The following is a 22,499-nucleotide window of genomic DNA, read 5'->3' as shown; positions in this document are numbered from 1 at the left end:
GGACATGACTTCGACCTTGACGATCCTGGAGCCCTACCCCGGCGTCTTTGCCTATTACGACGGGCGTGTCGCTGGCGTACGGCTTCATTCGGAGGCGCCGAACTGGCTCGACGACGGCGCCTATGAACTGGGCGTCGCCTCCTATGCCATCGTCGATGGCCGCGAGGCGCTGGTCTATGACACGCATATCTCGCTCGACCATGCCCGGGCGATCCGCAATCACCTCGAAAGCCTCGGCGTCACCTCGATCCGCGTGGTGCTCAGCCATTGGCACAAGGACCATGTCGCCGGAAACGCTGTCTTTGCCGATTGCGAGATCATCGCGCTGAAGCTGACGGCGGAGAGACTTCACGAAAACCGCGAAAAGATCGAAACAGCGACGCCACCGATCCGGCCCCTCGTCATGCCGAACCGGCTGTTCGAACGGACGCTCGCGCTCACTGTCGGCGAACGTCGAGTCGAGCTGCACCACTTCGCCATCCACAGTGCCGACGGCAACGTCATCTGGCTCCCCGAGGAAAAATTGCTGCTTGCCGGCGATACGCTCGAGGATACAACGACCTATATCAGCGAGGCTGACCAGACGGCGACGCATGTCGCCGAACTCGTGCGCCTGCGGCAATGGCCGATCGAAAGGATCCTGCCTGCTCACGGCGACCGCCAGAGGATAGCTGATGGCGGCTACGGGCCGGAGCTCATCGATGCCAATCGCCTCTACATCGAACGGCTGACCGATGCGATCGCGACCGGCGCCCCTATCGGCACGCTCAAGGATTTCGCCGCCGAGGAGATCGCCTCAGGCGCGATCCTCTATTTCGAACCCTACGAGGCGGTGCACCGGAGCAATGTCGAACGGGTGCGGGCTGCCCGCGCGGCACGCTGATCACCGGACGAAGCTCTGGCGTTCAGCCTTCATTTTCGCCGCAAAGCGCTCTAAATCTTCTTCTTCCGATTCAATAGACAGGCAGATCATGACCTATCCCGCCAATACGCCCACTCCCATCGATCCGGTGAAACTCGACAAGCTTGCGGAAGTCGCGATCCAGGTCGGCCTGCAGCTCCAGCGCGGCCAGGACCTGGTGATGACCGCGCCGGTGGCGGCAATGCCACTCGTCCGCCTCATCACCAAGCACGCCTACAAGGCGGGTGCCGGACTGGTGACGACACTCTACTCCGATGAAGACACGACGCTTTCGCGCTATGCCTACGCTCCCGACGAAAGCTTCGACCGGGCGAGCGACTGGCTCTTCGACGGCATGGCCAAGGCCTTTGCCGGCGGTGCGGCGCGCCTCGCAATCTCCGGCGACAATCCGATGATGCTGTCGGCGCAGGACCCGGCCAAGGTCGCGCGCGCCAACAAGGCGAACTCGATCGCCTACAAGCCGGCGCTCGAAAAGATCTCGAACTTCGACATCAACTGGAACATCGTTTCCTACCCGAACCCGTCCTGGGCAAAGCTCGTCTTCCCGAACGATCCGGAAGACGTTGCCGTCGAGAAGCTTGCGAACGCCATTTTCGCCGCCTCGCGCGTCGATGTCGCCGATCCGGTTGCGGCCTGGAAAGAGCACAATGCCAATCTTGCCCGGCGCTCGGCCTGGCTGAATGGCGAGCGTTTCGCAGCACTGCACTTCACCGGCCCCGGCACCGACCTGACCGTGGGCTTGGCCGATGGTCATCTGTGGTGCGGCGGCGCGTCGGAAGCCAAGAACGGCGTTACCTGCAACCCGAACATCCCGACCGAAGAAGTGTTCACGACGCCGCATGCGCTGCGCGTCGAGGGCCATGTCTCCTCGACCAAGCCGCTGTCGCACCAGGGAACGCTGATCGACAATATCCAGGTGCGCTTCGAAGGCGGCCGCATCGTCGAGGCGAAGGCCTCGCGCGGCGAAGAGGTGCTGAACAAGGTGCTCGACACAGATGAGGGTGCACGCCGGCTTGGCGAAGTGGCGCTGGTGCCGCATTCCTCGCCGATCTCGGCAAGCGGTATCCTCTTCTACAACACGCTGTTCGATGAAAACGCCTCCTGCCACATCGCGCTCGGCCAGTGCTATTCCGGCTGCTTCGTCGACGATGCCAAGCTGACGCCGGAACAGATCCGCGCCCAGGGCGGCAATTCAAGCTTGATCCATATCGACTGGATGATCGGCTCGGGTGAGGTGGACATCGACGGCGTGCGCGCCGACGGCAGCCGCGTTCCGGTCATGCGGAAGGGCGAGTGGGCCTGATCACGGCTTCTCCCCCGACTCGGGCATTCTGAAAGTTTCGGTGGCCGTCGCTAAAAATGCGGCGGCCTTTCCTTTGGAGAGTTGACCCCGTCAGCCGTTGGCAACGCGTTTCAGACGCGGCATCTCCGCCGACTGGTAGAGCGACAGCACGTGGCCATCTGGATCGGCGAATTCCGCCGACCAGCCGCCTGGCGCGTGGCTCACCGGCGTGACGATCGTGGTGCCCTTTTCGGCAAGTCCACCGACCACATCGTCGATGCCACCCTCGGCGAGATCGAAGACGACGATCGGTGAATTGCCGGGCTTGCTTTCGGCGACAAAGAAGATCAGCTCGACATTGCTTTCGATGGTGGCCATCAGCCAGACGCCGGCTTCATCGTCATCCATCCGCTGCACCTCAAGACCAAGCACATCGCGATAGAAGGCTTCCGTCCGGATGATATCAGAGACGTAGTAGCAGATGGCTCCGATACGTGGTTTCGACAGCATTGGTTGCTCCCTTTCTGTTGGTTACACCGGCTTGTTGCCGCCGGCCGCCGTTTCGTGAGACGCACGCAAAGAAAAATTGACCGCGAAGAGGTGACCATCGGGATCGTGGCTAGCAAAGGCGGCACGGCCGCTGCGCGTCACCGGCAGGAGCGCCTGGCGGATGCGGCCGCTATCCAGCGGATAACGCAGCCCGGTCAGTTCCAGATTGGTCTCGAGGTGGCCGGCATCGCGCCAGGCTCGGCGCAGCAGCAGGATGCGCTGACGCAGCGCCTCGTCGGAAATCTTGAGGAGATGGCGGATCTCCAGTCGGTTATGACCCGCAATGGCGAGCAGCATCACGATCCTGAGACTGGGCGCGAGCGTGGCCGCAAAGCTTAGAGGATCGCTCGACGCCGCCGCGCCCTGCGTTTCCGGCTCAGGCGCCTGTCGCTCGCGCCGAAGACGACGAGCGGCCGTGCGCGCCTGCATCGCGGCGAGCTTGCGAATGACACCGCGGAACCAGGCGCGATCACCAACGTGGGGAAGCGCTTTGCCTTGAGCGCCACGATCAACGCTTCATGCAGCAAATCCTCCGCTTCGGCCGCACGGCGGGTCTGGCGCTTGGCGAAGCGGAGGAGATCGAAATAGTGCGCCGGCGTCAGGTGCTCGGTCATCAGGGCTCAGGGATTGAGGTTCCCGGCAATGTGAAGCGCTTGCCCTATGGTTGCAAGACCACGCTCAGGCGCGGGCCGGTCGTACCTTCGGCATCAATTGTGCGCGCTGGCTGAGCCAGACACTGGCGAAGACGACGAGGATACCGAGGGCCTGGACCGACGTCAGATGCTCGCCAAGCACGCCCCAGCCGAGCAGGATGGCAACGACCGGGCTCAGGAAGCCGAGCGGCGATACGGCTGACGGTTCGAGGCGCGACAGGCCGCGGAACCAGAGCAGATAGGTGAAGGCGGCGCCGATCAGGCCGAGATAGGCAAGCCCGAGGACGTTGGCCGTGGTCAGCGGCGGTAGCGACGGCTCGAAGAACAGCGCCACCGGCACGAGCAGCAGACCACCCGCCGCCAATTGCCAGGCGGTGAAGGTGAGCGGCGGCACCGGTGGCGCCCAATGACGGCTCAGCACCGTGCCAAAGGCCATGGAGACGGCACCGGCGAGGCCAGCAAGAACGCCGAGCGGATCGAGCACGGCGCCGGGCGTCAGCACCAGGAGGGCGACGCCGGCAATGCCGGCCAGACCGGCAACAACACTGAGTACGCGGATCGGCGAGCCGAGAAAGACGCGCGACAGTAGGATGACGATCAGCGGCTGGACGGCGCCTACCGTTGCGGCGACGCCGCCCGGTAGCCTGTAAGCAGAGACGAACAGCATCGCCCAGAAGAAGGAGAAGTTGAGAGCGCCCAGGATAAAGGTACGCGGCCACCAGATGCCTTCAGGGAGGCGCCGGACGATGAGCAACAGGAGAAGCCCGGCTGGCAGCGCGCGCAGCATGGCGACCGTAAACGGATAGCCCGATGGCAGAAACTCGGTCGTTACGAGGTAAGTGCTGCCCCAGATGGCCGGCGCGAGTGCGGTCAAGGCGAGATCGACGTTACGGTTCCTGCTCATATCTTTATCTCAAGAATCTCTATATCAAGATAAATCGAGGCTACCATAGTTTATCTCTACGTCAAGATACCCTATAGCTGGCGAAACGATGGAGGCTTCGGATGGATCGCGTTGACAGGATATTGGCCCAGTGGCACCGGGAACGGCCGGATCTCGACGTGTCGGCCATGGGCCTGCTTGGCCGTCTGTCACGGGTTTCGACCCATATCGCCCGGGAAATCGAGAAGTCGTTTTCCGAACGCGGCCTCTCGGCCTCGAGCTTCGACGTGCTGGCAACACTGCGCCGCTCCGGCGCACCCTATCGGCTCTCGCCCGGCGAACTTCTGGATACGACCATGGTCAGCTCCGGAACCATGACCAACCGCATCGACCAGCTGGAGAAGGCGGGACTGGTCGAGCGGATCGCCAATCCAGAGGACCGGCGCAGCGTCATCATCGCCCTGACGGACGAAGGGCTGCGCCGCGTCGACGAAGCGGCAACCGCCCATGTGGCGAACCAGCATCGCGTCGTTTCAGAGCTCTCGCCGGAGGAACGCGCGACGCTTGATGGGCTGCTGCGCAAGTATCTCGCGGCTTTCGAGTAGCTGCGGCTAGATACGGGCGACGAGCCGACGGACACGCGCCAGGTGCGCCTTGCGTTTGGCGTCAGTCGCCCTGTCCATGTCGTGCAGGCTGAGCATGCGGAAATTCAGCCTCTTGGCGCAAAAGGCGGCGATGCCGCGTTTCAGCAGCCGCTTCACCGGATTGCCCATATAGAGGTGCACCACCCACCAGGGCGAACCTGTCGTGGTCAGCGCCCAGAAGACCTTGATGTTGTGGAGGCGCGGGATGATGCGGCCTCCGGCCGGGTCGTTGTCGAAGGCGACGCCCGGTGCGAAGACCCGGTCGAAGAACCCCTTGAGGATCGCCGGGAAATTGAACCACCATTGCGGAAAGACAAGGACCATGCCATCGGCTGCCTGCAGCCGCTTTATCCAGTCGGCGGCTGCCGATCGATCATAGGCGTCGGTGAAATAGCTGCCGCGCTCCGCCATGCTCAGGCGCGGATCGAAATCCTCGCGATAGAGATCGAGCAGGTCGACGGAATGGCCGCTCGCCTCCAAAGCAGCACGCGCTTCACGCGCCACGTTCGCGGCAAAACTGTCTTCGAGCGGGTGAGCAAGCACGAGCAGAATATGCATCTGTTGTTCCTCATTCGTAGGCTGGGGCCGAAAACGAAGGCAAGCTTTTGCCCGGCTAACGAGGCGGAACGGCCTTTTTCGATCGAGCCTTGAGAGCGAGTTCATCGAAGACGGATGGCGACCGGCGCAACGTCCAGGCGGAGATGAGCTTAGCCGCGTTGTCTTCGGCCGCGTCTCGCGAATGAAGCTGAAGGTCGTAGCGCTGCCCCTCATGAATGCGGTGAAAGTCGTCTGCGGCGCTGCCAATTGGTCGATCGGCCCGAAGCGTTTCTCGTCGCACGAGTTCCGCAAGCTCACAGTGAAGCGCGACAAAGAAGACATCGAAGGGCTCGAACATCACCGCCAGCTCAGCCGCCCAGCCGGGCTCCTCGAGAATATGCTCCAGCAGGAGATTGTTGCCGGCCGAAGCATAGGCAACCAGCGAGCGATGGAACCCTTCGAAGAAACGGGCACGATGGTCCCTCCAGCGAAAATCTCCGCGCCGAAATCTTTCCATCGGCAGCATGCCCGAGTCGCGCAGATGGTCGATCGAGACGTGCCAGAACGGTTCGCCGATCTGCGCCTGGACCGCGCGCGCCAGCGTGGATTTGCCGCTGCTGGAGGCACCATGGATGAAGATGATCTTGGCTCGTTCGACCATATCCGACTCAATCTCCGAGGGAGCGAACGCTGGCGTTATGCCACCTCCGTGACAGCAGGATGAAACGCTCTAGAACAGGCTACCCTGCTTTGGCGGGTCTGCCGCCGGCTCCGTGGGCTTCTGCTGCTTCTTGCGCGGCGCCGACGGCGGAGAAACCGGTTCGCTCTCCCCCTCGCCCGCAATCGCCGAAACGCGGCCATCGGCGAATTCCAGGCTGAGTGCCATGCCGGCGGAGACGGCCGCCGCTTGGCGCACAGGACCGCCATCGGCATCGCGAACCAGCGCGAAACCGCGCTGCAGGACGTTGCGATAGGAGAGCGACTGCAGGATGCGGTCCTGGGCGACGATGACGCTGCGAAGGCGGCGCACGTCGGCGCGCACGGCAACGTCGGACCGGGCGGCAAGGCCTCCGACGCGGTCCGAGGCGCGATGGATCTGGCCGATGAGGCGTGAGGGCAGCGCGCGCAGCGCCGCATCCGCCGCCTGGACCCGCGCCTCGCCGCGATGCACCTGCCGCTCGACGATGCGCTCGGCCTTGTTCATGGCATCGACCAGACGCTGGCGGCGCTCCGAGAATTTGCCTTTGAGAAGATCGGCACGCAGCTCAGACGAGACGCGCTCGAACTGGCGGCGCTTGTTGGCGGTGTTCATCTGCAGGCCACGGCCGAGGCCGAGGGCGGCCTCGTCGAAGCGGCGGCGCGGCAAAGCCAACAACTGATCGAGCGACGGCAGGGCGCGCGCCAGTGAACGCACCGCCTGGCGGCGATTGTCCATCTGCCGCCCGACCGCCGCCTTGAGGCGGGCCGAGAGGCCGGAGACCCCGGCTTCGAGATCGGCCTTGACCGGCACCGCCATTTCCGCCGCACCCGTCGGCGTCGGCGCCCGCTGGTCGGCGGCGTGATCGATCAGCGTCCAGTCGGTCTCGTGACCGACGGCGGAAATTAGCGGGATCTCGGAAGCCGCCGCAGCCCGGACCACCGCCTCGTCATTGAAGCCCCAGAGGTCCTCAAGGCTGCCACCGCCGCGGGCAACGATCAGCACGTCCGGCCGGGCGATCGGCCCACCGGGCTCGATCGCATTGAAGCCGCGGATCGCTGCCGCTACCTCGTCACCGGAACCGTCGCCCTGGACCCGAACGGGCCAGACGACGACATGAACCGGAAAGCGGTCGGCGATGCGGTGCAGGATATCGCGAATGACAGCGCCCGTCGGCGAGGTCACGACGCCGATCACCTTGGGCATGTAGGGCAGCGACCGCTTGCGGTTGGCATCAAACAGCCCTTCCGCAGCCAGCTTGCGCTTGCGCTCTTCGAGGAGCGCCATCAACGCGCCGGCACCGGCCGGCTCCATCGATTCGATAACGATCTGGTACTTCGACGAGCCCGGGAAGGTCGTGACCTTGCCGGTCGCGATCACCTCCATGCCCTCTTCCGGGCGGAAGCGCAGGCGCGAGAAAGTGCCTTTCCAGATCACCGCATCGATGCGCGCCCGGTCGTCCTTGAGCGCGAAATAGGCATGGCCCGACGAGTGCGGGCCGCGATAGCCCGAGATCTCGCCGCGTACGCGCACCTGATCGAAGGCCTGCTCGACCGTTCGCTTGATCGAGCCCGAAAGCTCGGACACCGAATATTCGGTGAGGTTGCTCGGAGAATCGCTGTCGAAGAAAGAAGCCATGGCTTCTTTTACCGCACCCTTCGCCGAAGGCCAGCACATCCGTTGCGCTTTCCAACGCCCCAAGCGGCCGACGCCGCTTACGGTTTCAGCGCATAGAGGCGAATGGGCGAACCCTCGGAAACCGGAAGGGGCGAAAGGAACGCCGGCACGCGCCCGGCGGCAAGCTCAGCATAGAAGCCTTGTGGCGCCCGCGCGGCGATCATTCGCGCCTGCACGTCCGCAGCGCAGAAGGCCAGGACCGGATGTCCGAGCTGGCGCAACATGGCCGCCGCGTCCTCGGCCGGTGCCAGACCGATCTTCAGCTCCATGAGCATGCCGGCGGCATTGCGATGGTAGGGTGCGCTCAGCACGCGGTGCTGGGTGCGGCGAAGCAGGGTTGCACCGATATCCGATGGCCCGACAATGAACGACGGCGGCAAGCCTTCCAGATCGGTCAGCGATGACGTTGTCAGGCACGCCTTACCGTTCGAGGTTGCGGTTTCACCCGCCACAACTCCTCCGATTCCCTTGTCGACAAGAACCCCGGCAATGGCCCAAACCGCTGGAACCGAAATGAGAAGCGTGCCGACATAGAGCAGAGACGCGCCCACGCCTGCCGTTCCGCCGTTTGAGCGGGCACGCAGATTCGAGAGCAGCAACGCGATCGGTACGATCGCCAGGAGATTGGAAAAGGCCATTCCGCGTACCTGGATGAGCGCAATCATCAGGTTCGAAAACACAAGCGCGAAGAGGATGAGGTTGAGATCGACCCTATCGCGGCGCCAGATGCGCCAGGCACAGAGAAGCGCGGCAAAGGCACCGGTGAAATAGTAGGCGCCGATGCTCGCGGGTTCCCCCGTTGCAACGGCTGCGAAAGAGCGCGCTTCGGTGACGTTGTCGAGCCACAGCTCGCGGAGCAGCGGGTCAAGTGCTGCCAAGGGATTGCCCAGGCATTGCGGCGCCACCAACAGTGCCACGGCAATGACCCCCAGGCCGCAAGCGCCAAGGGCAAAACACCGGACGACCGTCGACCGATGGCTTAGCGTGGCGGCGGCAAGCGCCAGCAGGCCGCCTCCGGTCAGCGCCAGCGAATAGAAGGCGATCGAGAGGTTGTCGCAGGTTGCAGCTAGGTAGAGGCGCGGCGGTACCGTCACGAAGAAGAAGAGGCTCAGGCTTGCAGCGAGCGAAAGGCCAAAGGCAACGGTAGCCTGCGAAGCCTGTCGGCCGACCCAAACCCACTGGCAGGCAACGACCGCGCAGACCACGGCCACAAACGGCGTCGTTTCCGCACCAATGGCAATCGCCAGCGCCGCCGCCAATCCTGCAATGGCGTAGCTCGACGCGCGAAACTCTCGATCGACCAGCGTTGCTGCCATGGCTGCGACGAGTACCAACTGCACGTTGTGGTGATCGATCGAGCCGCCAAGGAAGCGATTGGTGGTGACGATGAAGATCGTGGTGAGTCCCAGGCAGAAATGCATCGCCGCCACGCCACCGGCACGACGGCCGGCCAGGCCCATGGCCGCCAGCAACGGGATCGCAAGCGAAATCGGCCAGAACCCCAAGGCCAAAGTTTCAGCCTGCGCCGTCCCGACGAACGGCCTGAAGACGGAAATGAGTGCGGCGATCGGCAGGTCGATGAGGCGCGACCAGTGCATCAGCGTGCCGCCTTCCAGGCCGAGGCGGGCTTGCGTCAGGTCGAACCAGCTCTGGCCAGCGAGGAGATCGCGGACCTGAACCAGACGCATGACATCATCATTGTCGCGGCCAACATAGTCGGACGCCATCAGGAACCGGGCGACAAGGACGAGGATGGTGGGAGCGCCGTAGACGAACACCATCGAACGCAGGCTCGACCAGAACGGCCTCGGCGCGTTCTTCGAAATCGCCTCAGAAAGCGTCGCCGTCCCGTTCGCCATGGATCCTCGCCCGTCTCGATCACATCGCAACCTAACGACGAGCGCTCAAAAAAGCGTAAAGCCCGCGACAATTTGGGGGGTTGCGCGCACGGACGCGGCCCTTGGCGTCTTGTTAACACCCTGATGCCTATGATGACGCCGACCCAACATGAGCCGAGCCACCCGGATGTTCGACCGTTTCAACATCGCCGTTCTGCTGCCTTGCTACAACGAAGCGTCGACCATCGGGCAAGTGGTTCAGGGCTTCCAGGCGGCACTGCCGACGGCGCAGATCTATGTCTACGACAACAATTCGACGGACGGCACGGCGCTGAAGGCCATGCTTGCCGGTGCGACCGTCGTGCGCGAGCGCCGGCAGGGCAAGGGGCACGTGGTGCGCCGGATGCTCGCCGATATCGATGCCGACATCTATGTGATGGCCGACGGCGACAGCACCTATTGTCCGACGGATGCGGAAGATCTGATCCGCACCTTGATCACAGAGCGCGCTGACATGGTCGTCGGGACGCGGCGCGGCGTCCACAACGACGCGGGCAGACAGGGTCATGCGCTCGGCAACAGGCTCTTCAACCTTCTCTACCGATCGATGTTCGGTACGGATTTCAACGACATCTTCTCCGGCTACCGGGTCTTTTCGCGGCGGTTCGCCAAGAGCTTCCCTGCCGTTTCGAACGGCTTCGAGATCGAGACGGAGATGTCGGTCCATGCCTCGCGGCTGAAACTGCCGGTCGCAGAGCTTGAACTGGACTATGGCCGAAGACCCGACGGCTCCCATTCCAAGCTGTCGACATACAGGGACGGCGCCAAGATCCTCTGGACCTTCGCAATGCTCATGAAAGAAACGCGGCCTTTCACGTTCTTCGGACTGATCGGCATGGCTTTCCTCTCGACGAGCGTCGGTTTCATGATGCCGGTGCTGCTCGAGTATTTCGCCACCGGGCTCGTGCCGCGCATGCCGACCTGGGTCTTCGCGCTGGCCATGCTGATGGTGTCGATCATCATGTTCACGGCGGGCCTGATCCTCGATTCCGTCTCACGGGCCCGGACCGAGCAGCTTCGTCTTCACTATATCGCAACCGCCGCACGGGCCGCTCCCCTCGACAGCGCGAAGGGCGGCCTCGCTTTGTCCCAGACCGAGGACTTGGTGATCGGAACGCAGGCACGGATCGTTCGGGAACATCACGGATGAACCGGGAAACAACCAACCGCATACGCTTCATCATCGAAGACGTCATACCGCCGATCCTCAGGGATTCGCGCCTGTTCAAGGGCATGGCGAGCCTCGCCTGGGGCAAGCACATCGCGCATCTCGCGGAGTTTCGCGCACGGGCGCCGTTCCTGTCGGCACGCGAATACGAAGACCTCTATCGGCGCCATCCGAGGGTTCACGAGGGAACGGACAATTCCGAAGCCTGCGTACGCAAGATCGCCGCAAGCATCGCCGGCGACAGCGTCTGCGACGTCGGCTGCGGAACCGGCGTTCTGTTGAAACGGATCCGCGCTGCCAATCCCGAGGTCAAGCGCCTGACAGGCGTCGACTTCGCCATCGACGACGCGGCCCGGATCGAGGGCGTGGAATATCACGCGGCGATGATCGAGGACCTGCCATTTGCGGATGGCGAGTTCGACACCGTCGTCTGCACCCATGTCATCGAACATATCCTCGACTATCGCAAAGCGATCTCCGAACTTCGACGGATTGCCCGCCGGCGCCTGATCATTGTCGTGCCACGCGAGCGCGAGTATCGCTACACCTTCAATCCGCACTTCAATTTCTTCCCCTATACCCACTCCTTCCTTCGCGCGGTGCATCCGGTGCCAGCCGAGCACGAGTGCATCGATATCGGCCGCGACATCTACTATCGCGAAGACAAAGCTCTGGCGGTGTGAGACGTGGCGATGAACCTCAATCTTCAGCCCGCCGTCTGGTTCGGACTGTTCTTCACGCCGGTGCTGATTTCGGCCGGTCAGATCCTCTTCAAGCTGACAAGCGCCAAGACCGGGGATGCCAACGCGCAAGGGCTGCTGGCGCTGGCCCTTAACCCGACATTGCTCACCGCCTTGGCCGTCTACGGCATCGGCACGATCATCTGGATCTTCACGATCAAGTCCGTGCCGCTGACGATCGCCTATTCGTTCATGGCGCTCACCTTCTGCATTGTGCCGCTGCTTGCCGCCGTCTTTCTCGGCGAGGCGGTAACGCTGCGCTACGCCCTCGGTGCCGCGCTGATCATCGGCGGCATGATCATCATCAACTCGTAAGGATACCCGGGACCATGATCGTCACCGCCTCCTTCCTCCTCGGCATCATCACATGCGGTCTGCGCTCTGCGCGTGTCTGCCTGCTGGTCGGTGCGGTGTTGCTGGCTTTGGCGGGTGCCAGCGGCAGCTGGGTCGAAGCGGCGGCAGCGATCGGCGCCTATAATATGGGCGTCGCGTTGATGCTATGCGGCGCCATCGCAGTCGGCCTGCAGCGCGACAGCCGCTAGAGCGCCGCGCGTTCAGACGAACGCACAAAGGACGCTTTAGCACTTATCCTTTTCGCTCGAAAAACGCCTTGGTCTCCTCGTCCGCAGGGAAGAAGGCCGCCGACATCGAGTTCGATTGGAAGAACGGGAAAGCGGTCAGTATCCGGATGGTTCTCGACCGCGCGCACCACCGCAGGATTGGAGGCGACCTTCTCCAGGCGTTTGCCGAGGCCGCTGCGCGGTCCTTGCAGCCAGGCCTCCGTGCGCACGCGCTGGACGAGATCGGCGGCCGCCGGCTCCCAATTGACGACCAGCTTGCGCACATTGTCGTTGCCGAGGAAGGTGTCGAGGAAATTTTCTCCCGGCTGGAACGGAATGTCGGCCGCCGTGGCGAGGCTCGCCAGCGCCGGGTTGACCACCAGCAACGTATATTCGTGGTCGAGCACCAGGCCGGGATAGGGATCGTGGCGCGCCAGGATGAGCCTGATGGCATTGGCGACGGCCGGCGGCATGGCGTCCAGGCCTGCGGCCGGCCGCGTCGCCATGCGCGGTCGATAGCCGGCTGCCGAAAACAGTGTCCCCTGGTCGCGGGCCGGGACTTCCAGTACCGAGGCCAACCGCAGGATCATGCCTTCCGACGGTTTCGAGCGGCCGGTTTCGAGGAACGAGAGGTGACGCGCCGAAATGCCGGCGGCAACCGCTAGGTCGAGCTGGCTCATGCGGCGGTGTCCGCGCCATTCCTTCAGATGTTCGCCAAACTGCATGTGTCGTGATTCTCCATTTGTCCGTAAAACTGGCGCGCGGGCCGAGTAAAATCCATTACGTCAGAGGTAATTGGTTTGATGACGTCATCGGCGCAACATCCGGCCATCGACAAACGGATGGAGCCGAAGATGACCCTCTCGAACCGCAGCCTGCTCAACAAGACCTTCCTCGCCGACGGCGCCTTCTCACTCGCCTCCGGTGCCGTGCTGATCCTCGCAGCAGTGCCGCTGGCTGCACTGGTCAATGCCGCCGCAACGCCCTTCATCACGCCTGTCATGTTGAAGGCGTTGGGTGCCGGTCTGTTGATCTGGGGGATATTCCACCTCTCGGCGGCGCGCAATGGCGGCCCGGTGGCGGCCTCGGCGCGCATCAGCATTGCCGGTGACGTGCTCTGGCAGGTGGCCAGCCTGGCGCTGCTGCTCACGGCCTATGCCAATCTTTCCGCCGCCGGCATTGCCCTCGTCGTCATCGGCATGATCGGCGTCGCCGACTTCCTGTTCTTCAAGCTGCGCGGTCTGGCGCAGGAGCGCGCGGCGATCGCCTGACGATGGTCTCAAGAGATCGCGAAAGGCGTCCGCCGGTCATACCGGCGGACCTTCTCGTCTTCTTCGATGGCCTCAGATGGTCTCCCAGCCATCCTTGGCGCTGGCGCGATAGATCGCGTCGATGAATTTCTGATTGAGACGCGAATTCTCGAGCGTCACCACTTCCTCGTCCTCACCCTTGGCGGCGCGCGAGAAGGCTTCCGCCTGAAGCTTGTACTGGCGGGCATCCTGGAAGCGGAAGAGCTGGGACTGGGCGTGGTTCTGGTTCGTGAGTTCCACCTCCTCACGGCCGTAACGATCGGCGTTGAAGGGCGACTTCACCTCGATGAAGCCCTTGTCGCCATGGAAGACCATGACCTGGCGGGCGGCGAGCTGGGTGGAGATATAGAAGCTCAGCTCGAAATCGCCGAAGTCTGCCCGCACGCTCGAATAGATGTCCGTGCCGAATTCCGGATCGCGATCGGTGCTTGCCTGCACCCGCAGCGGCTCCTTGGCCGTGACGAAGCGGGTGGTGATCGTCGGGTACACACCGATATCCGGCAGGCCACCGCCGCCGAGCGCCGGAATATTGCGCATGTTGTTGGGGTCGCGGTTGAAATAGGTGAAGGCGCCCTGGACGTGGCGCAGCCGGCCGATCGCGCCTTCGGCCAGCAGCGAGCGCACCTTGCGCCAGACGGGGCTGTAGGTGACCATGAAGGCTTCGGCGATCACGACACCGTTGCGGTCGCGGGCGGCAATCAGCGTATCGATCTCGGAGGCCCGCAGCGCAATCGGCTTTTCGCACAGCACGTGTTTTCCGGCGTCGGCCGCCTTGATCGACCATTCCACGTGCTGTGCCGTCGGCACCGGAATATAGACCGCATCGATCACGTCGGACGCCAGCATCTCCTCGTAGGAACCGAAGGCATGCGGTGCGGAGAAGCGGTCTGCCATCGCCCGGGCTTTTGCGAAGTCGCGGCTGGCTACAGCCGAAACGACACAGTTTTCCGCGTCCTGAATGGCCGGCACGACGAGGTCGCGGCCGATCCGGGCCGTGGACAGAATTCCGAAACGTAACATGGTGAAGCTCCCTGATTTTGCGGCCGAGACTAGCGCCGAGGTACGTACCTATCAAGCGATTGATACCGTTCCGGCCGAGATTCGCGTTTCGCAGAAAAAACCCGGCAGACGGGTGACAATGTCAGCTTTTCTGCCCTATCTTTCCCTTCGCAATCCTCCCGATCGCGTTATGCTTTCATCCAGTCCAATGGAGCGAAACCATGGAAAAACTGAGACTTGGCCGTACCGACCTGACAATTGCGCCCCTTGTCTTCGGCGGCAATGTCTTCGGCTGGACCGCCGACGAAAAGACCTCCTTTGCGCTGCTCGACGCCTTTTTCGATGCCGGATTCAACGCCATCGATACTGCTGATGTCTACTCCTCCTGGGCGCCGGGCAATCAGGGCGGCGAATCCGAGACGATCATCGGCAAATGGCTGAAACAGTCGGGACGGTCGCGCGACAAGGCCGTCATCGTCACCAAGGTCGGCTCCGAACTCGGGCCCGACCGCAAGGGGCTTTCGCGCCGCTGGATCCTGCAGGCGGTCGAGGATTCGCTGCAGCGGCTGCAAACCGACCATATCGATCTCTATCTCTCCCACTGGCCCGATCCGGAAACGCCCTACGAGGAGACGCTGGCGGCCTACGACCAATTGCTGACCGAGGGCAAGGTCCGGGCCATCGGCGCCTCCAACCTGAACTCGCTGCAACTGCGCGAGGCGCTCGACGTATCCGCAAACCAGGGCCTGCCGCGCTATCAGGTGTTGCAGCCGGAATACAATCTCTACGACCGCGACGCGTTCGAAGGGCCGCTGCGCGATCTCTGCATTGCCGAGGAGATCGGCGTCATCAGCTATTTCGGGCTGGCGCGCGGCTTTCTCTCGGGAAAGTACCGGACGCACAAGGACCTCGAAGGCTCGGCACGCGGCAGCGGCGTCGAGAAATATCTTGACGGGCGCGGCATGCGCATCCTCGGCGTGCTCGACGACATCGCCGCCGACACCGGAGCGACCCAGGCGGAAATCGCGCTCGCCTGGATCCGGACGCGCAAGGGCGTCACGGCGCCGATCGCCAGCGCCACCAGCCTCGCGCAATTGGAGAGCCTCATTCGTTCTGCCGCACTGGAGCTGTCGGATGAAGCGATCCGGAAGCTCAACGATGTGGGCGAATGACGGGAGCAAAACCAACCCGATGGCATTGACGACACGCGCTGCGACAGCCGGCGACGAGGCGGACTGGCGCCGCCTCTGGGCCGGCTATGTCGCCTTTTCCGGCACCGATCTCGCCGGGGACATCATCGACCTCACCTGGAAGAGGCTGACCGATCCCTCGACGCCGCTTTTCGCGCGCTTGGCGATCCTCGACGAAAAGACGGTGGGCTTTGCCATCTGCCAGGAGCAGCTCGCCACCTTCTTCCGGCAACCGATCTGCTACATCGAGGATCTCTATGTCGATCCCGCCGCACGCGGCCAGGGCGTGGCACGGGCAATGATCGACGATCTCATCGCGCATTGTCAGGAGAAAGGCTGGGACCGGCTCTACTGGTACACCGAGGCCGACAATGCCATGGCGCGGCGGCTCTACGACCGCTACTCCGGGACCGACGACCACGTGCGCTACAAGGTCAATTTCGGCACGTTCCTCAAATCCGGAAATCCGGCATAGGCCTCCGCATGGCTACCGGCCTGATTTGCCATGCCGGCCTTCGTCAGCAGCCCGCGCGGTTGGATAAAACTCGATATCCGACGCGCCGGCCGCTCGTGCCACTGGATGTTGAAGGCCCATAACTTCGGGAAAAAGCAAAGCGAGGCATAGGGCAGATGGTCGTGGATCCACCAGGCGATCGACTGCCAGCCGCCGATATCGCCGCGGCGATCCCAACCCAGGGGATGACGATGCAGGCGCTGGCGCCGATGCATCCGTCGGCATCGCGCATGTCCCAGATATGGTCGGCGGCCGAAGCGGCATTGGTCGAGCAGTTGAGACCATTGGCATTGCCGAAGCCGTTGACGGCGCGGTTGCGGTAGCCTGAGCGAATGACGAGGCGACCGAAGGTCGCCTCTAGCGGCTCCAGCAACTCCTCGCAGAGGCGGCGCCCGGCCTCGATCGCGAGATCCGGATCGTCAGGAATGTTCGGGATGCGATAGAAATCGGCGATCTCCGAATGCAGAAAGTCGCGGAAGAAGAAATTCCTGGACAACCGTACCCGGCCGAGATCTTCGAGACCCTTCATCGAACCGGGCTTCTTCATCGTTTTCCTTTCTCATCCGAACAAACGGAGTGCGAGACCAATGGCATTCCAAATCCGGCCCAACGGCGCCACCCGTTTCCACACCGCGGCTATCTGCTGTGCCGGAAGAAATCGATGAAGGCGCGCAGTGCCGGCCGCATCTGCCTGCGGCTTGGATAATAAAGATAGGGGCCGGCATAGGGTGCGCACCAGTCTTCCATGACACGCTCCAGCCGTCCTTCGGCGATCGCCGTTTCCACCCGCGACAGGAAGAGATAGGCAAGGCCGGCGCCGCCCATCGCCGCCTTGATGATCGGCCGGTCCTCGCCGAGGATCAGCGGGCCCTCGACCGATACCGTCAGCTCCTCGCCGCCCTTCTCGAACTCCCAGCGATAAAGCGTGCCGTTGGAGAAGCGTCGGCGGATACAACGATGCTCCGCCAGGTCGCGTGGGTGCTGCGGCCGGCCGTGGCGCTCGAAGTAGTCGGGCGAAGCGACGACGGCGCTTTCCAGCTCAGGCCCAACTTTGACGGCGATCATATCGGCTTCCAGGCTTTCGCCGAGCCTGATGCCAGCGTCGAAGCCTTCTTCGACAATATCGGTGAAGCCATCCTCATTGGCGATCTCCAGGACGATCTCCGGATAGAGGTCCAGGAACGCGCCGAGCCTTGGCGCGAGGATCAGATCTGCTGCAAACCGCGGCGCCGTGATGCGCAGATTGCCGGCGGGACGCTCGCGGGCGTCGGCGGCCGCTTCCAGCGCATGGGCGATCTCTTCCAGCGCCGGCGCCAGCCTTTCCAGCAGCCGGCGCCCCACCTCGGTCGGCGCGACGCTGCGTGTGGTGCGCGCCAGCAGGCGAATGCCGAGGCTCGCCTCGAGGCTGCCGACGGCGTGGCTGACGGCCGACGGCGCCACGCCGAGTTCTCGGGCGGCCCCGCGAAAACTGCCATGGGCGGCAACGGCGGCCAATACCGCGAGTTGAGAGAGCTGCGTTCTGTTCATTGATCGAAATAATAGAACAGCCCGTGAGAATTGACAGTGATTTTCAGCCGCCGCGTATGGCCCTATTCTTCAATCGTCGCCAACGTCTGGACGAAGCGAGGAGCTCGTCTGCGATGGCAACGAGGAACCGTCGCCCGCCATTCAGGCGCATCGGCGGTGTCCAGCCACCAATTCATGCCTCGGACGATAGACGCGCCCTCCCAGCGCGTTCGTTCCGACGCGTGACAGCCAGACAAAGGAAACGACATGAAGACCCGCAAACTCGGGAACGACCTTACCGTCTCCACCATCGGCCTCGGCTGCATGGGCATGAGTTTCGCCTATGGCGCAGCCGATGAGGCGGAATCGATACGCACCCTTCACCGCGCCGTCGACCTCGGCATCACCTTCTTCGACACAGCCGAAGTCTATGGTCCTTTCGAAAACGAGAAACTGCTCGGCAAGGCGCTCGGTTCCATGCGCGACAAGGTGACGATCGCCACCAAATTCGGCTTCCGCATCGAAGCCGGGGTGCCGGCGGCCCAGGCGATCAAGGGCGTCGACGGACGGCCGGAGCACGCGAAGGCGGTGGCCGAAGCCTCGCTCAAGCGGCTCGGAACCGATGTCATCGATCTCTATTACCAGCATCGTGTCGACCCGGAGGTTCCGATCGAGGATACCGTCGGCGCCATGGCCGAATTGGTGCGCGAGGGCAAGGTGCGGGCCCTCGGCCTTTCCGAAGCGAGTGCCGCCACCATCCGTCGGGCCCACAAGGTTCATCCGATCGCCGCTGTCCAAAGCGAGTATTCTCTGTGGTCGCGTGACCCGGAAGCGGACGTGCTCGCCACCTGCCGCGAACTCGGCATCGGCTTCGTGCCCTACAGTCCGCTCGGGCGCGGCATGCTGACCGGCGCGCTGCGCAAGGCCGATGATCTGGAAGCCGACGATTTCCGGCGCTCGCTGCCGCGTTTCCAGGCGGAGAATTTCGACGCCAACGTCCGGCTGGTCGAAACGCTTCAAGCGCTGGCTGAGGAAAAAGGCGTGACCGCGGCTCAACTCGCGCTCGCCTGGGTCATCAACCAGAGTGATTTCATCGTGCCTATCCCGGGCGCCCGCAAGCTCGACCATCTGGAGCAGAATGCGGCCGCGGCAGGCATCCCGCTCAGTGCCGAGGAATCCAGCCGCCTCGCCGAAGCGCTATCGCCGGCACTTGTCGCCGGCAATCGCTACACGGACGCCTCGCTGGCGCTCACCAACCGTTGACCTTGAGCGTTTCCAGGGAGAAACGGAGTCTTGGAAACATTCTATCTCTGTGATTTCACCGCATTTCCTGACGGAAAACCGCTTCGCACTTTTCCTGGAATGCTCCATTTCTCCCCGCCTCCCGTGAAGGGCGGGGAGATTCCCATCGAAATTCACGCCGGACGCACTACCTCTCAACCAACGGCAACAAATCCGGAGGAGCGGGAATGTCCGACGAGCAGGCGATCAGCGCGGTGGTGCACCTCTATGTCGACGGCATGGCCTTTGCCAACGAGGGCGCGCTGCGCAAGGCGTTTCACCCCGATGCGGCGATTATCGGCAACTACAAGGGCGCGCTCGAATGGACGACGCGCGACGGCTTCATCAAGACGATCATCGAGACGGGTGCAGCCCCCCCTGGAACCCAGCCGGAGATGGACGTGCAGAAGATCGATATCACCGGTGACACTGCAACCGTGAGGGTGGTCGACAGTTTCGCCGGCGAACGCTATTCCGATCATCTGTCGCTGGTGAAGATCGACGGGCGCTGGGTGATCGTCAACAAGGTCTTCCATCAGCACGCGTGATGACGGCACCCCCAGAGAAACCCGAGCCGACGGGCAGGCTCATCGGCATCGACCATATCCAGCTTGCCATGCCGGCGGGTGCCGAACCGGCGGCACGCGGCTTCTACAGCGGTCTCCTCGGCCTCTCGGAGGTGAGCAAGCCGGCCAATCTTCTCGCGCGTGGCGGCTGCTGGTTCGAACAGGGCAGCATCCGCCTGCATCTCGGCATCGACCAAGACTTCAGGCCGGCACGCAAGGCCCACCCGGCCTTTCTCGTCGACAATCTCGACCGCCTGACGCTGCGGCTCGAAGCGGCCGGTGTGACGATCGCCCAGGACAAGCCGCTTGCCGGCTACCGCAGATGTTATGTCCACGATCCCTTCGGAAATCGCATCGAACTGATGCAGCGCGTGGATTGAACCGCAAAACGAAAAGGGCCGCTGGATCGCAGCGGCCCTTTCGATTGATACGTGCTTGAGCCGGTTACGCCCGCAGAACGCCGCCCGTCGACTTCGTCACATTGGCGACGATCTTGGCGGTGAGCGCTTCAAAATCCTCGTCGGTCAGCGTGCGCTCGACCGGCTGGATGGTGACCTCGATGGCGATCGACTTCTTGCCTTCGCCGAGCGAAGCGCCCTCGAAGACGTCGAAGACGCTGACGCCGGTGACCAGCTTGCGGTCGGCGCCGGAAGCGGCGCGCAGGATGGCGCCGGCCTCGACCGCCTTGTCGACGACGAAGGCGAAGTCGCGCTTGACCGCCTGGAACGGCGAGAGATCGAGCGCCGGCTTGGTGCGGGTCGCCTTCTTCTTCGGTTCGGGCATGGCGTCGACATAGATCTCGAAGCCGCAGAGCGCGCCGGAGACGTCGAGCGCTTCCAGCGTCTTCGGATGGAACTCGCCGAAGGTGCCGAGAACGATCTTCGGGCCGAGCTTGATCGTGCCGGAGCGGCCCGGATGGTACCAGGCGGGACCACCCGGCTCGAACTGGACGTTGCCCATCGCCACACCGCAGGCTTCGAGCACCGCAATCGCATCAGCCTTGGCGTCGAAAACGTCGACCGCCTTGCCACCGCCCTTGGCCGCGTTCGACCACAGACGGCCGGCGCCGTTCAGCGAGGCGGTGCCGCGGCGGATGCCGCCAGCGACGCGGCGCTGGGCGTCCGGCGTATCGCCTTCATAGGTGCCGGATACCTCGAAGATCGCGACGTCGCCAAAACCCTTGTCGGCATTGCGCTGGGCGGCCGTCAACAGACCCGGCAGCAGCGACGGGCGCATGTCCGACATGTCCGAGGCAATCGGATTGGCGAGCTTGAGCGCCGGCGCACCGCCGCCGAAGAGCTTTGCCTGATCCTCGGAGATGAACGACCAGGTGACCGCTTCCAGCATGCCGCGGCTTGCAAGCGTACGCTTGGCAAGGCGGGTGCGGATCTGCAGCGTCGTCAGGATCTTGCCGTTGACCGTGCCATGGCTCGGCAGCGGGGCGGCGACGATGTTGTCGACGCCGTGGATGCGCATGACCTCTTCGACGAGATCGGCCTTGCCGTCGACATCCGGACGCCAGGATGGAACCGAAACCTTGAAGCGTTCACCCGAACCCTCGACACCGAAGCCGAGCTTCTTCAGGATCGAGACGCTTTCTTCCGAAGAAACCTCGAGGCCGGTCAGGCGCTTCACCTCGGAAACCGGGAAATCGACGATCTTCGGCTGATAGCCGGCATAGCCGACCACTTCCGCCTTGGCGGCCTTGCCACCGCAGAGCTCGAGCACGAGCTCGGTGGTGCGCTCAAGGCCGGGCACCATGTATTCCGGGTCGACACCACGCTCGAAACGGTAACGCGCATCGGTGATGATGCCGAGCGTGCGGCCGGTCTTGGCGATGTTCATCGGATCCCAGAGCGCCGATTCGATCAGCACGTCGGTGGTGTTCTCGTCGCAGCCGGAATGCTCGCCGCCCATGACGCCGCCGATCGATTCGATCGCCTTTTCGTCCGATATGACGACGTTGTTGGGGCCGAGCTTGTATTCGCGCTGGTCGAGCGCCAGCACCGTCTCGCCGTCCCTGGCGCGGCGGACCGTCAGGTTGCCCTTGACCTTGGCGGCGTCGAAGACGTGCATCGGTCGGCCCTGGTCGAAGGTCATGTAGTTGGTGATGTCGACCAAAGCGTTGATCGGGCGAAGGCCGATCGCCAGCAGCCGCTGCTGCATCCACTTCGGCGACGGGCCGTTCTTGACGCCGCGCACGAGCCGCAACGAGAAGCCGGGGCACAAGTGCCTGTCTTCGCCGAGGTCGAGCGTCAGCTTCACCGGCGTTTCGCCTTCGACGGCGAAGGAGGGCGCAGGCCGTGCTTTCAGCGTGCCGAGGCCGGAGGCCGCGAGGTCACGGGCAATGCCGTAGACACTGGTGCAGTCCGGGCGGTTCGGCGTCAGGTTGATCTCGATCATCGGATCGTCGAGACCGGCATAGGCGGCGTAGCTCGTACCGACCGGCGCGTCAGCCGGCAGGTCGATGATGCCGTTGTGGTCTTCGGAGATCTGCAGCTCCTTTTCCGAGCACATCATGCCGCGGCTTTCGACACCGCGGATGGTGCCGACGGCGAGCGTCACGTCGATGCCGGGCACGTAGGTTCCGGGAGCGGCAAAGGCGCCGACGAGGCCGGTGCGCGCATTCGGCGCGCCGCAGACGACCTGGATCGGGGCGCCCGAGCCGGTGTCGACCATCAACACGCGCAGTTTGTCGGCATTCGGATGCTGCTCGGCCGAGACGACCTTGGCGATGACGAAGGGCTTGAAGGCGGCCTTGTCGTCGACGTCCTCGACCTCGAGCCCGATCATCGTCAGCCGCGCGCAGATCTCTTCCAGCGAAGCGTCGGTATCAAGGTGGTCCTTGAGCCAGGAAAGCGTGAATTTCATGATTTCACCTGTGTCCTAGAGCATTTTGCAGTCAGGTGGCATCACCTGACGT

The 22,499-nt window shown here is 63.5% G+C and carries 25 protein-coding genes and 1 pseudogene; 13 read left to right on the top strand and 13 right to left on the bottom strand.

Annotated features, from left to right (window positions below):
- The first annotated feature begins 4 nt into the window (after nucleotides 1-4).
- Nucleotides 5-883: an MBL fold metallo-hydrolase gene (locus AC070A_RS10235; protein ID WP_057247890.1), complete on the top strand. Its 879-nt coding sequence runs from the start codon at nucleotides 5-7 to the stop codon at nucleotides 881-883.
- Nucleotides 884-971: 88 nt separating this feature from the next.
- Nucleotides 972-2,225, top strand: coding sequence for an aminopeptidase (locus AC070A_RS10230; RefSeq protein WP_057247889.1), 1,254 nt, complete (start codon nucleotides 972-974; stop codon nucleotides 2,223-2,225).
- Nucleotides 2,226-2,315: 90 nt separating this feature from the next.
- On the opposite strand, the gene AC070A_RS10225 is transcribed toward AC070A_RS10230, so the two are convergent.
- The 4 genes from AC070A_RS10225 to AC070A_RS10210 form a co-directional block, all read right to left on the bottom strand.
- Nucleotides 2,316-2,714 carry a VOC family protein gene (locus AC070A_RS10225; protein WP_057247888.1) on the bottom strand — a complete coding sequence of 133 codons (399 nt, stop codon included), beginning with the start codon at nucleotides 2,712-2,714 and terminating at the stop codon, nucleotides 2,316-2,318.
- Nucleotides 2,715-2,735: 21 nt separating this feature from the next.
- Entirely contained in the window at nucleotides 2,736-3,050 is a 315-nt protein-coding gene (locus AC070A_RS10220; protein WP_244495500.1) for a hypothetical protein, read from the bottom strand.
- A gap of 38 nt (nucleotides 3,051-3,088) precedes the next feature.
- Nucleotides 3,089-3,367, bottom strand: a complete 279-nt coding sequence (locus AC070A_RS10215; RefSeq protein ID WP_244495499.1) for a sigma factor — start codon at nucleotides 3,365-3,367, stop codon at nucleotides 3,089-3,091.
- 64 nt (nucleotides 3,368-3,431) lie between these two features.
- Nucleotides 3,432-4,310, bottom strand: a complete 879-nt coding sequence (locus AC070A_RS10210) for an EamA family transporter (RefSeq protein ID WP_057247887.1) — start codon at nucleotides 4,308-4,310, stop codon at nucleotides 3,432-3,434.
- A 101-nt stretch (nucleotides 4,311-4,411) separates the two neighbouring features.
- On the opposite strand from AC070A_RS10210, the gene AC070A_RS10205 reads away from it, so the two are divergent.
- On the top strand, nucleotides 4,412-4,894 hold the full coding sequence (locus tag AC070A_RS10205) for a MarR family winged helix-turn-helix transcriptional regulator (RefSeq protein WP_057247886.1): 483 nt from the start codon (nucleotides 4,412-4,414) through the stop codon (nucleotides 4,892-4,894).
- Between the two features lie 6 nt (nucleotides 4,895-4,900).
- Here AC070A_RS10205 and AC070A_RS10200 read toward each other — a convergent pair whose 3' ends face one another.
- From AC070A_RS10200 to AC070A_RS10185, 4 genes are all read right to left on the bottom strand, one after another.
- A complete protein-coding gene (locus tag AC070A_RS10200) occupies nucleotides 4,901-5,491 on the bottom strand; it encodes an NAD(P)H-dependent oxidoreductase (RefSeq protein WP_057247885.1) in 591 nt (196 codons plus the stop codon).
- A 55-nt stretch (nucleotides 5,492-5,546) separates the two neighbouring features.
- On the bottom strand, nucleotides 5,547-6,131 hold the full coding sequence (locus AC070A_RS10195; RefSeq protein WP_057247884.1) for a chloramphenicol phosphotransferase CPT family protein: 585 nt from the start codon (nucleotides 6,129-6,131) through the stop codon (nucleotides 5,547-5,549).
- A 69-nt stretch (nucleotides 6,132-6,200) separates the two neighbouring features.
- The gene (gene xseA / locus AC070A_RS10190; RefSeq protein ID WP_057248237.1) at nucleotides 6,201-7,805 is read right to left on the bottom strand and encodes an exodeoxyribonuclease VII large subunit; all 1,605 of its coding nucleotides are present in this window, start codon (nucleotides 7,803-7,805) and stop codon (nucleotides 6,201-6,203) included.
- A gap of 77 nt (nucleotides 7,806-7,882) precedes the next feature.
- Nucleotides 7,883-9,703: a hypothetical protein gene (locus AC070A_RS10185; protein WP_082615693.1), complete on the bottom strand. Its 1,821-nt coding sequence runs from the start codon at nucleotides 9,701-9,703 to the stop codon at nucleotides 7,883-7,885.
- A gap of 148 nt (nucleotides 9,704-9,851) precedes the next feature.
- Here AC070A_RS10185 and AC070A_RS10180 point away from each other — a divergent pair, with 148 nt between their 5' ends.
- From AC070A_RS10180 to AC070A_RS10165, 4 genes are read left to right on the top strand one after another with little or no spacing between them, the layout of a single operon-like run.
- Nucleotides 9,852-10,892, top strand: a complete 1,041-nt coding sequence (locus tag AC070A_RS10180) for a glycosyltransferase family 2 protein (protein WP_082615692.1) — start codon at nucleotides 9,852-9,854, stop codon at nucleotides 10,890-10,892.
- Complete coding sequence (locus AC070A_RS10175) at nucleotides 10,889-11,593, top strand: class I SAM-dependent methyltransferase (protein ID WP_057247883.1); 705 nt, start codon at nucleotides 10,889-10,891, stop codon at nucleotides 11,591-11,593. The genes AC070A_RS10180 and AC070A_RS10175 overlap by 4 nt, the downstream gene beginning before the upstream one ends.
- Nucleotides 11,594-11,602: 9 nt before the next feature.
- Nucleotides 11,603-11,965 (top strand): DMT family transporter, encoded by a 363-nt coding sequence (locus AC070A_RS10170; RefSeq protein WP_057247882.1) that lies wholly within the window; start codon nucleotides 11,603-11,605, stop codon nucleotides 11,963-11,965.
- A gap of 14 nt (nucleotides 11,966-11,979) precedes the next feature.
- Nucleotides 11,980-12,192, top strand: coding sequence for a hypothetical protein (locus AC070A_RS10165; protein WP_057247881.1), 213 nt, complete (start codon nucleotides 11,980-11,982; stop codon nucleotides 12,190-12,192).
- Here the strand turns inward: AC070A_RS10165 and AC070A_RS10160 are convergent.
- Nucleotides 12,189-12,935 (bottom strand): helix-turn-helix domain-containing protein, encoded by a 747-nt coding sequence (locus AC070A_RS10160; protein WP_492384458.1) that lies wholly within the window; start codon nucleotides 12,933-12,935, stop codon nucleotides 12,189-12,191. The genes AC070A_RS10165 and AC070A_RS10160 overlap by 4 nt on opposite strands.
- 129 nt (nucleotides 12,936-13,064) lie before the next feature.
- Here AC070A_RS10160 and AC070A_RS10155 point away from each other — a divergent pair, with 129 nt between their 5' ends.
- Nucleotides 13,065-13,481: a hypothetical protein gene (locus AC070A_RS10155; RefSeq protein WP_244495498.1), complete on the top strand. Its 417-nt coding sequence runs from the start codon at nucleotides 13,065-13,067 to the stop codon at nucleotides 13,479-13,481.
- Between the two features lie 72 nt (nucleotides 13,482-13,553).
- On the opposite strand, the gene AC070A_RS10150 is transcribed toward AC070A_RS10155, so the two are convergent.
- Nucleotides 13,554-14,540, bottom strand: coding sequence for a Gfo/Idh/MocA family protein (locus tag AC070A_RS10150; protein ID WP_057247878.1), 987 nt, complete (start codon nucleotides 14,538-14,540; stop codon nucleotides 13,554-13,556).
- 200 nt (nucleotides 14,541-14,740) lie between these two features.
- Here AC070A_RS10150 and AC070A_RS10145 point away from each other — a divergent pair, with 200 nt between their 5' ends.
- Together AC070A_RS10145 and AC070A_RS10140 are read left to right on the top strand one after the other, a co-directional pair.
- Entirely contained in the window at nucleotides 14,741-15,691 is a 951-nt protein-coding gene (locus AC070A_RS10145; RefSeq protein WP_057247877.1) for an aldo/keto reductase, read from the top strand.
- A gap of 19 nt (nucleotides 15,692-15,710) precedes the next feature.
- The gene (locus AC070A_RS10140; protein ID WP_057248235.1) at nucleotides 15,711-16,184 is read left to right on the top strand and encodes a GNAT family N-acetyltransferase; all 474 of its coding nucleotides are present in this window, start codon (nucleotides 15,711-15,713) and stop codon (nucleotides 16,182-16,184) included.
- Here the strand turns inward: AC070A_RS10140 and AC070A_RS10135 are convergent.
- Nucleotides 16,136-16,770 (bottom strand): annotated as a pseudogene (locus AC070A_RS10135) (hypothetical protein). The gene AC070A_RS10140 and the pseudogene AC070A_RS10135 sit on opposite strands and share 49 nt — an antisense overlap.
- Nucleotides 16,771-16,859: 89 nt before the next feature.
- Nucleotides 16,860-17,750 carry a LysR family transcriptional regulator gene (locus AC070A_RS10130; RefSeq protein ID WP_057247875.1) on the bottom strand — a complete coding sequence of 297 codons (891 nt, stop codon included), beginning with the start codon at nucleotides 17,748-17,750 and terminating at the stop codon, nucleotides 16,860-16,862.
- A gap of 246 nt (nucleotides 17,751-17,996) precedes the next feature.
- Here AC070A_RS10130 and AC070A_RS10125 point away from each other — a divergent pair, with 246 nt between their 5' ends.
- The 3 genes from AC070A_RS10125 (at nucleotide 17,997) to AC070A_RS10115 (ending at nucleotide 19,956) form a co-directional block, all read left to right on the top strand.
- Nucleotides 17,997-18,992 (top strand): aldo/keto reductase, encoded by a 996-nt coding sequence (locus tag AC070A_RS10125; protein WP_057247874.1) that lies wholly within the window; start codon nucleotides 17,997-17,999, stop codon nucleotides 18,990-18,992.
- Between the two features lie 206 nt (nucleotides 18,993-19,198).
- The gene (locus tag AC070A_RS10120) at nucleotides 19,199-19,558 is read left to right on the top strand and encodes a nuclear transport factor 2 family protein (protein ID WP_057247873.1); all 360 of its coding nucleotides are present in this window, start codon (nucleotides 19,199-19,201) and stop codon (nucleotides 19,556-19,558) included.
- Nucleotides 19,558-19,956, top strand: a complete 399-nt coding sequence (locus AC070A_RS10115) for a VOC family protein (protein ID WP_492384457.1) — start codon at nucleotides 19,558-19,560, stop codon at nucleotides 19,954-19,956. Before AC070A_RS10120 ends, AC070A_RS10115 begins: the two co-directional genes overlap by 1 nt.
- A gap of 64 nt (nucleotides 19,957-20,020) precedes the next feature.
- On the opposite strand, the gene pheT is transcribed toward AC070A_RS10115, so the two are convergent.
- The gene (gene pheT, locus AC070A_RS10110; protein WP_057247871.1) at nucleotides 20,021-22,447 is read right to left on the bottom strand and encodes a phenylalanine--tRNA ligase subunit beta; all 2,427 of its coding nucleotides are present in this window, start codon (nucleotides 22,445-22,447) and stop codon (nucleotides 20,021-20,023) included.
- Nucleotides 22,448-22,499 lie beyond the last annotated feature (52 nt).

Source organism: Ensifer sp. GW101-20A05, assembly GCF_059424735.1.
The sequence above is the reverse complement of the archived record's forward strand: the minus strand, read 5'-3'. Positions and strand labels throughout refer to the sequence as shown.

Bases quoted from the DNA above. Each gene is read 5' to 3' on its own strand.
- AC070A_RS10235 (WP_057247890.1), top strand. From the start codon at position 5: ATGACTTCGACCTTGACGATCCTGGAGCCCTACCCCGGCGTCTTTGCC.
- AC070A_RS10230 (WP_057247889.1), top strand. From the start codon at position 972: ATGACCTATCCCGCCAATACGCCCACTCCCATCGATCCGGTGAAACTC.
- AC070A_RS10225 (WP_057247888.1), bottom strand. From the start codon at position 2,714: ATGCTGTCGAAACCACGTATCGGAGCCATCTGCTACTACGTCTCTGAT.
- AC070A_RS10220 (WP_244495500.1), bottom strand. From the start codon at position 3,050: ATGCTGCTCGCCATTGCGGGTCATAACCGACTGGAGATCCGCCATCTC.
- AC070A_RS10215 (WP_244495499.1), bottom strand. From the start codon at position 3,367: ATGACCGAGCACCTGACGCCGGCGCACTATTTCGATCTCCTCCGCTTC.
- AC070A_RS10210 (WP_057247887.1), bottom strand. From the start codon at position 4,310: ATGAGCAGGAACCGTAACGTCGATCTCGCCTTGACCGCACTCGCGCCG.
- AC070A_RS10205 (WP_057247886.1), top strand. From the start codon at position 4,412: ATGGATCGCGTTGACAGGATATTGGCCCAGTGGCACCGGGAACGGCCG.
- AC070A_RS10200 (WP_057247885.1), bottom strand. From the start codon at position 5,491: ATGCATATTCTGCTCGTGCTTGCTCACCCGCTCGAAGACAGTTTTGCC.
- AC070A_RS10195 (WP_057247884.1), bottom strand. From the start codon at position 6,131: ATGGTCGAACGAGCCAAGATCATCTTCATCCATGGTGCCTCCAGCAGC.
- xseA (WP_057248237.1), bottom strand. From the start codon at position 7,805: ATGGCTTCTTTCTTCGACAGCGATTCTCCGAGCAACCTCACCGAATAT.
- AC070A_RS10185 (WP_082615693.1), bottom strand. From the start codon at position 9,703: ATGGCGAACGGGACGGCGACGCTTTCTGAGGCGATTTCGAAGAACGCG.
- AC070A_RS10180 (WP_082615692.1), top strand. From the start codon at position 9,852: ATGAGCCGAGCCACCCGGATGTTCGACCGTTTCAACATCGCCGTTCTG.
- AC070A_RS10175 (WP_057247883.1), top strand. From the start codon at position 10,889: ATGAACCGGGAAACAACCAACCGCATACGCTTCATCATCGAAGACGTC.
- AC070A_RS10170 (WP_057247882.1), top strand. From the start codon at position 11,603: ATGAACCTCAATCTTCAGCCCGCCGTCTGGTTCGGACTGTTCTTCACG.
- AC070A_RS10165 (WP_057247881.1), top strand. From the start codon at position 11,980: ATGATCGTCACCGCCTCCTTCCTCCTCGGCATCATCACATGCGGTCTG.
- AC070A_RS10160 (WP_492384458.1), bottom strand. From the start codon at position 12,935: ATGCAGTTTGGCGAACATCTGAAGGAATGGCGCGGACACCGCCGCATG.
- AC070A_RS10155 (WP_244495498.1), top strand. From the start codon at position 13,065: ATGACCCTCTCGAACCGCAGCCTGCTCAACAAGACCTTCCTCGCCGAC.
- AC070A_RS10150 (WP_057247878.1), bottom strand. From the start codon at position 14,540: ATGTTACGTTTCGGAATTCTGTCCACGGCCCGGATCGGCCGCGACCTC.
- AC070A_RS10145 (WP_057247877.1), top strand. From the start codon at position 14,741: ATGGAAAAACTGAGACTTGGCCGTACCGACCTGACAATTGCGCCCCTT.
- AC070A_RS10140 (WP_057248235.1), top strand. From the start codon at position 15,711: ATGGCATTGACGACACGCGCTGCGACAGCCGGCGACGAGGCGGACTGG.
- AC070A_RS10130 (WP_057247875.1), bottom strand. From the start codon at position 17,750: ATGAACAGAACGCAGCTCTCTCAACTCGCGGTATTGGCCGCCGTTGCC.
- AC070A_RS10125 (WP_057247874.1), top strand. From the start codon at position 17,997: ATGAAGACCCGCAAACTCGGGAACGACCTTACCGTCTCCACCATCGGC.
- AC070A_RS10120 (WP_057247873.1), top strand. From the start codon at position 19,199: ATGTCCGACGAGCAGGCGATCAGCGCGGTGGTGCACCTCTATGTCGAC.
- AC070A_RS10115 (WP_492384457.1), top strand. From the start codon at position 19,558: ATGACGGCACCCCCAGAGAAACCCGAGCCGACGGGCAGGCTCATCGGC.
- pheT (WP_057247871.1), bottom strand. From the start codon at position 22,447: ATGAAATTCACGCTTTCCTGGCTCAAGGACCACCTTGATACCGACGCT.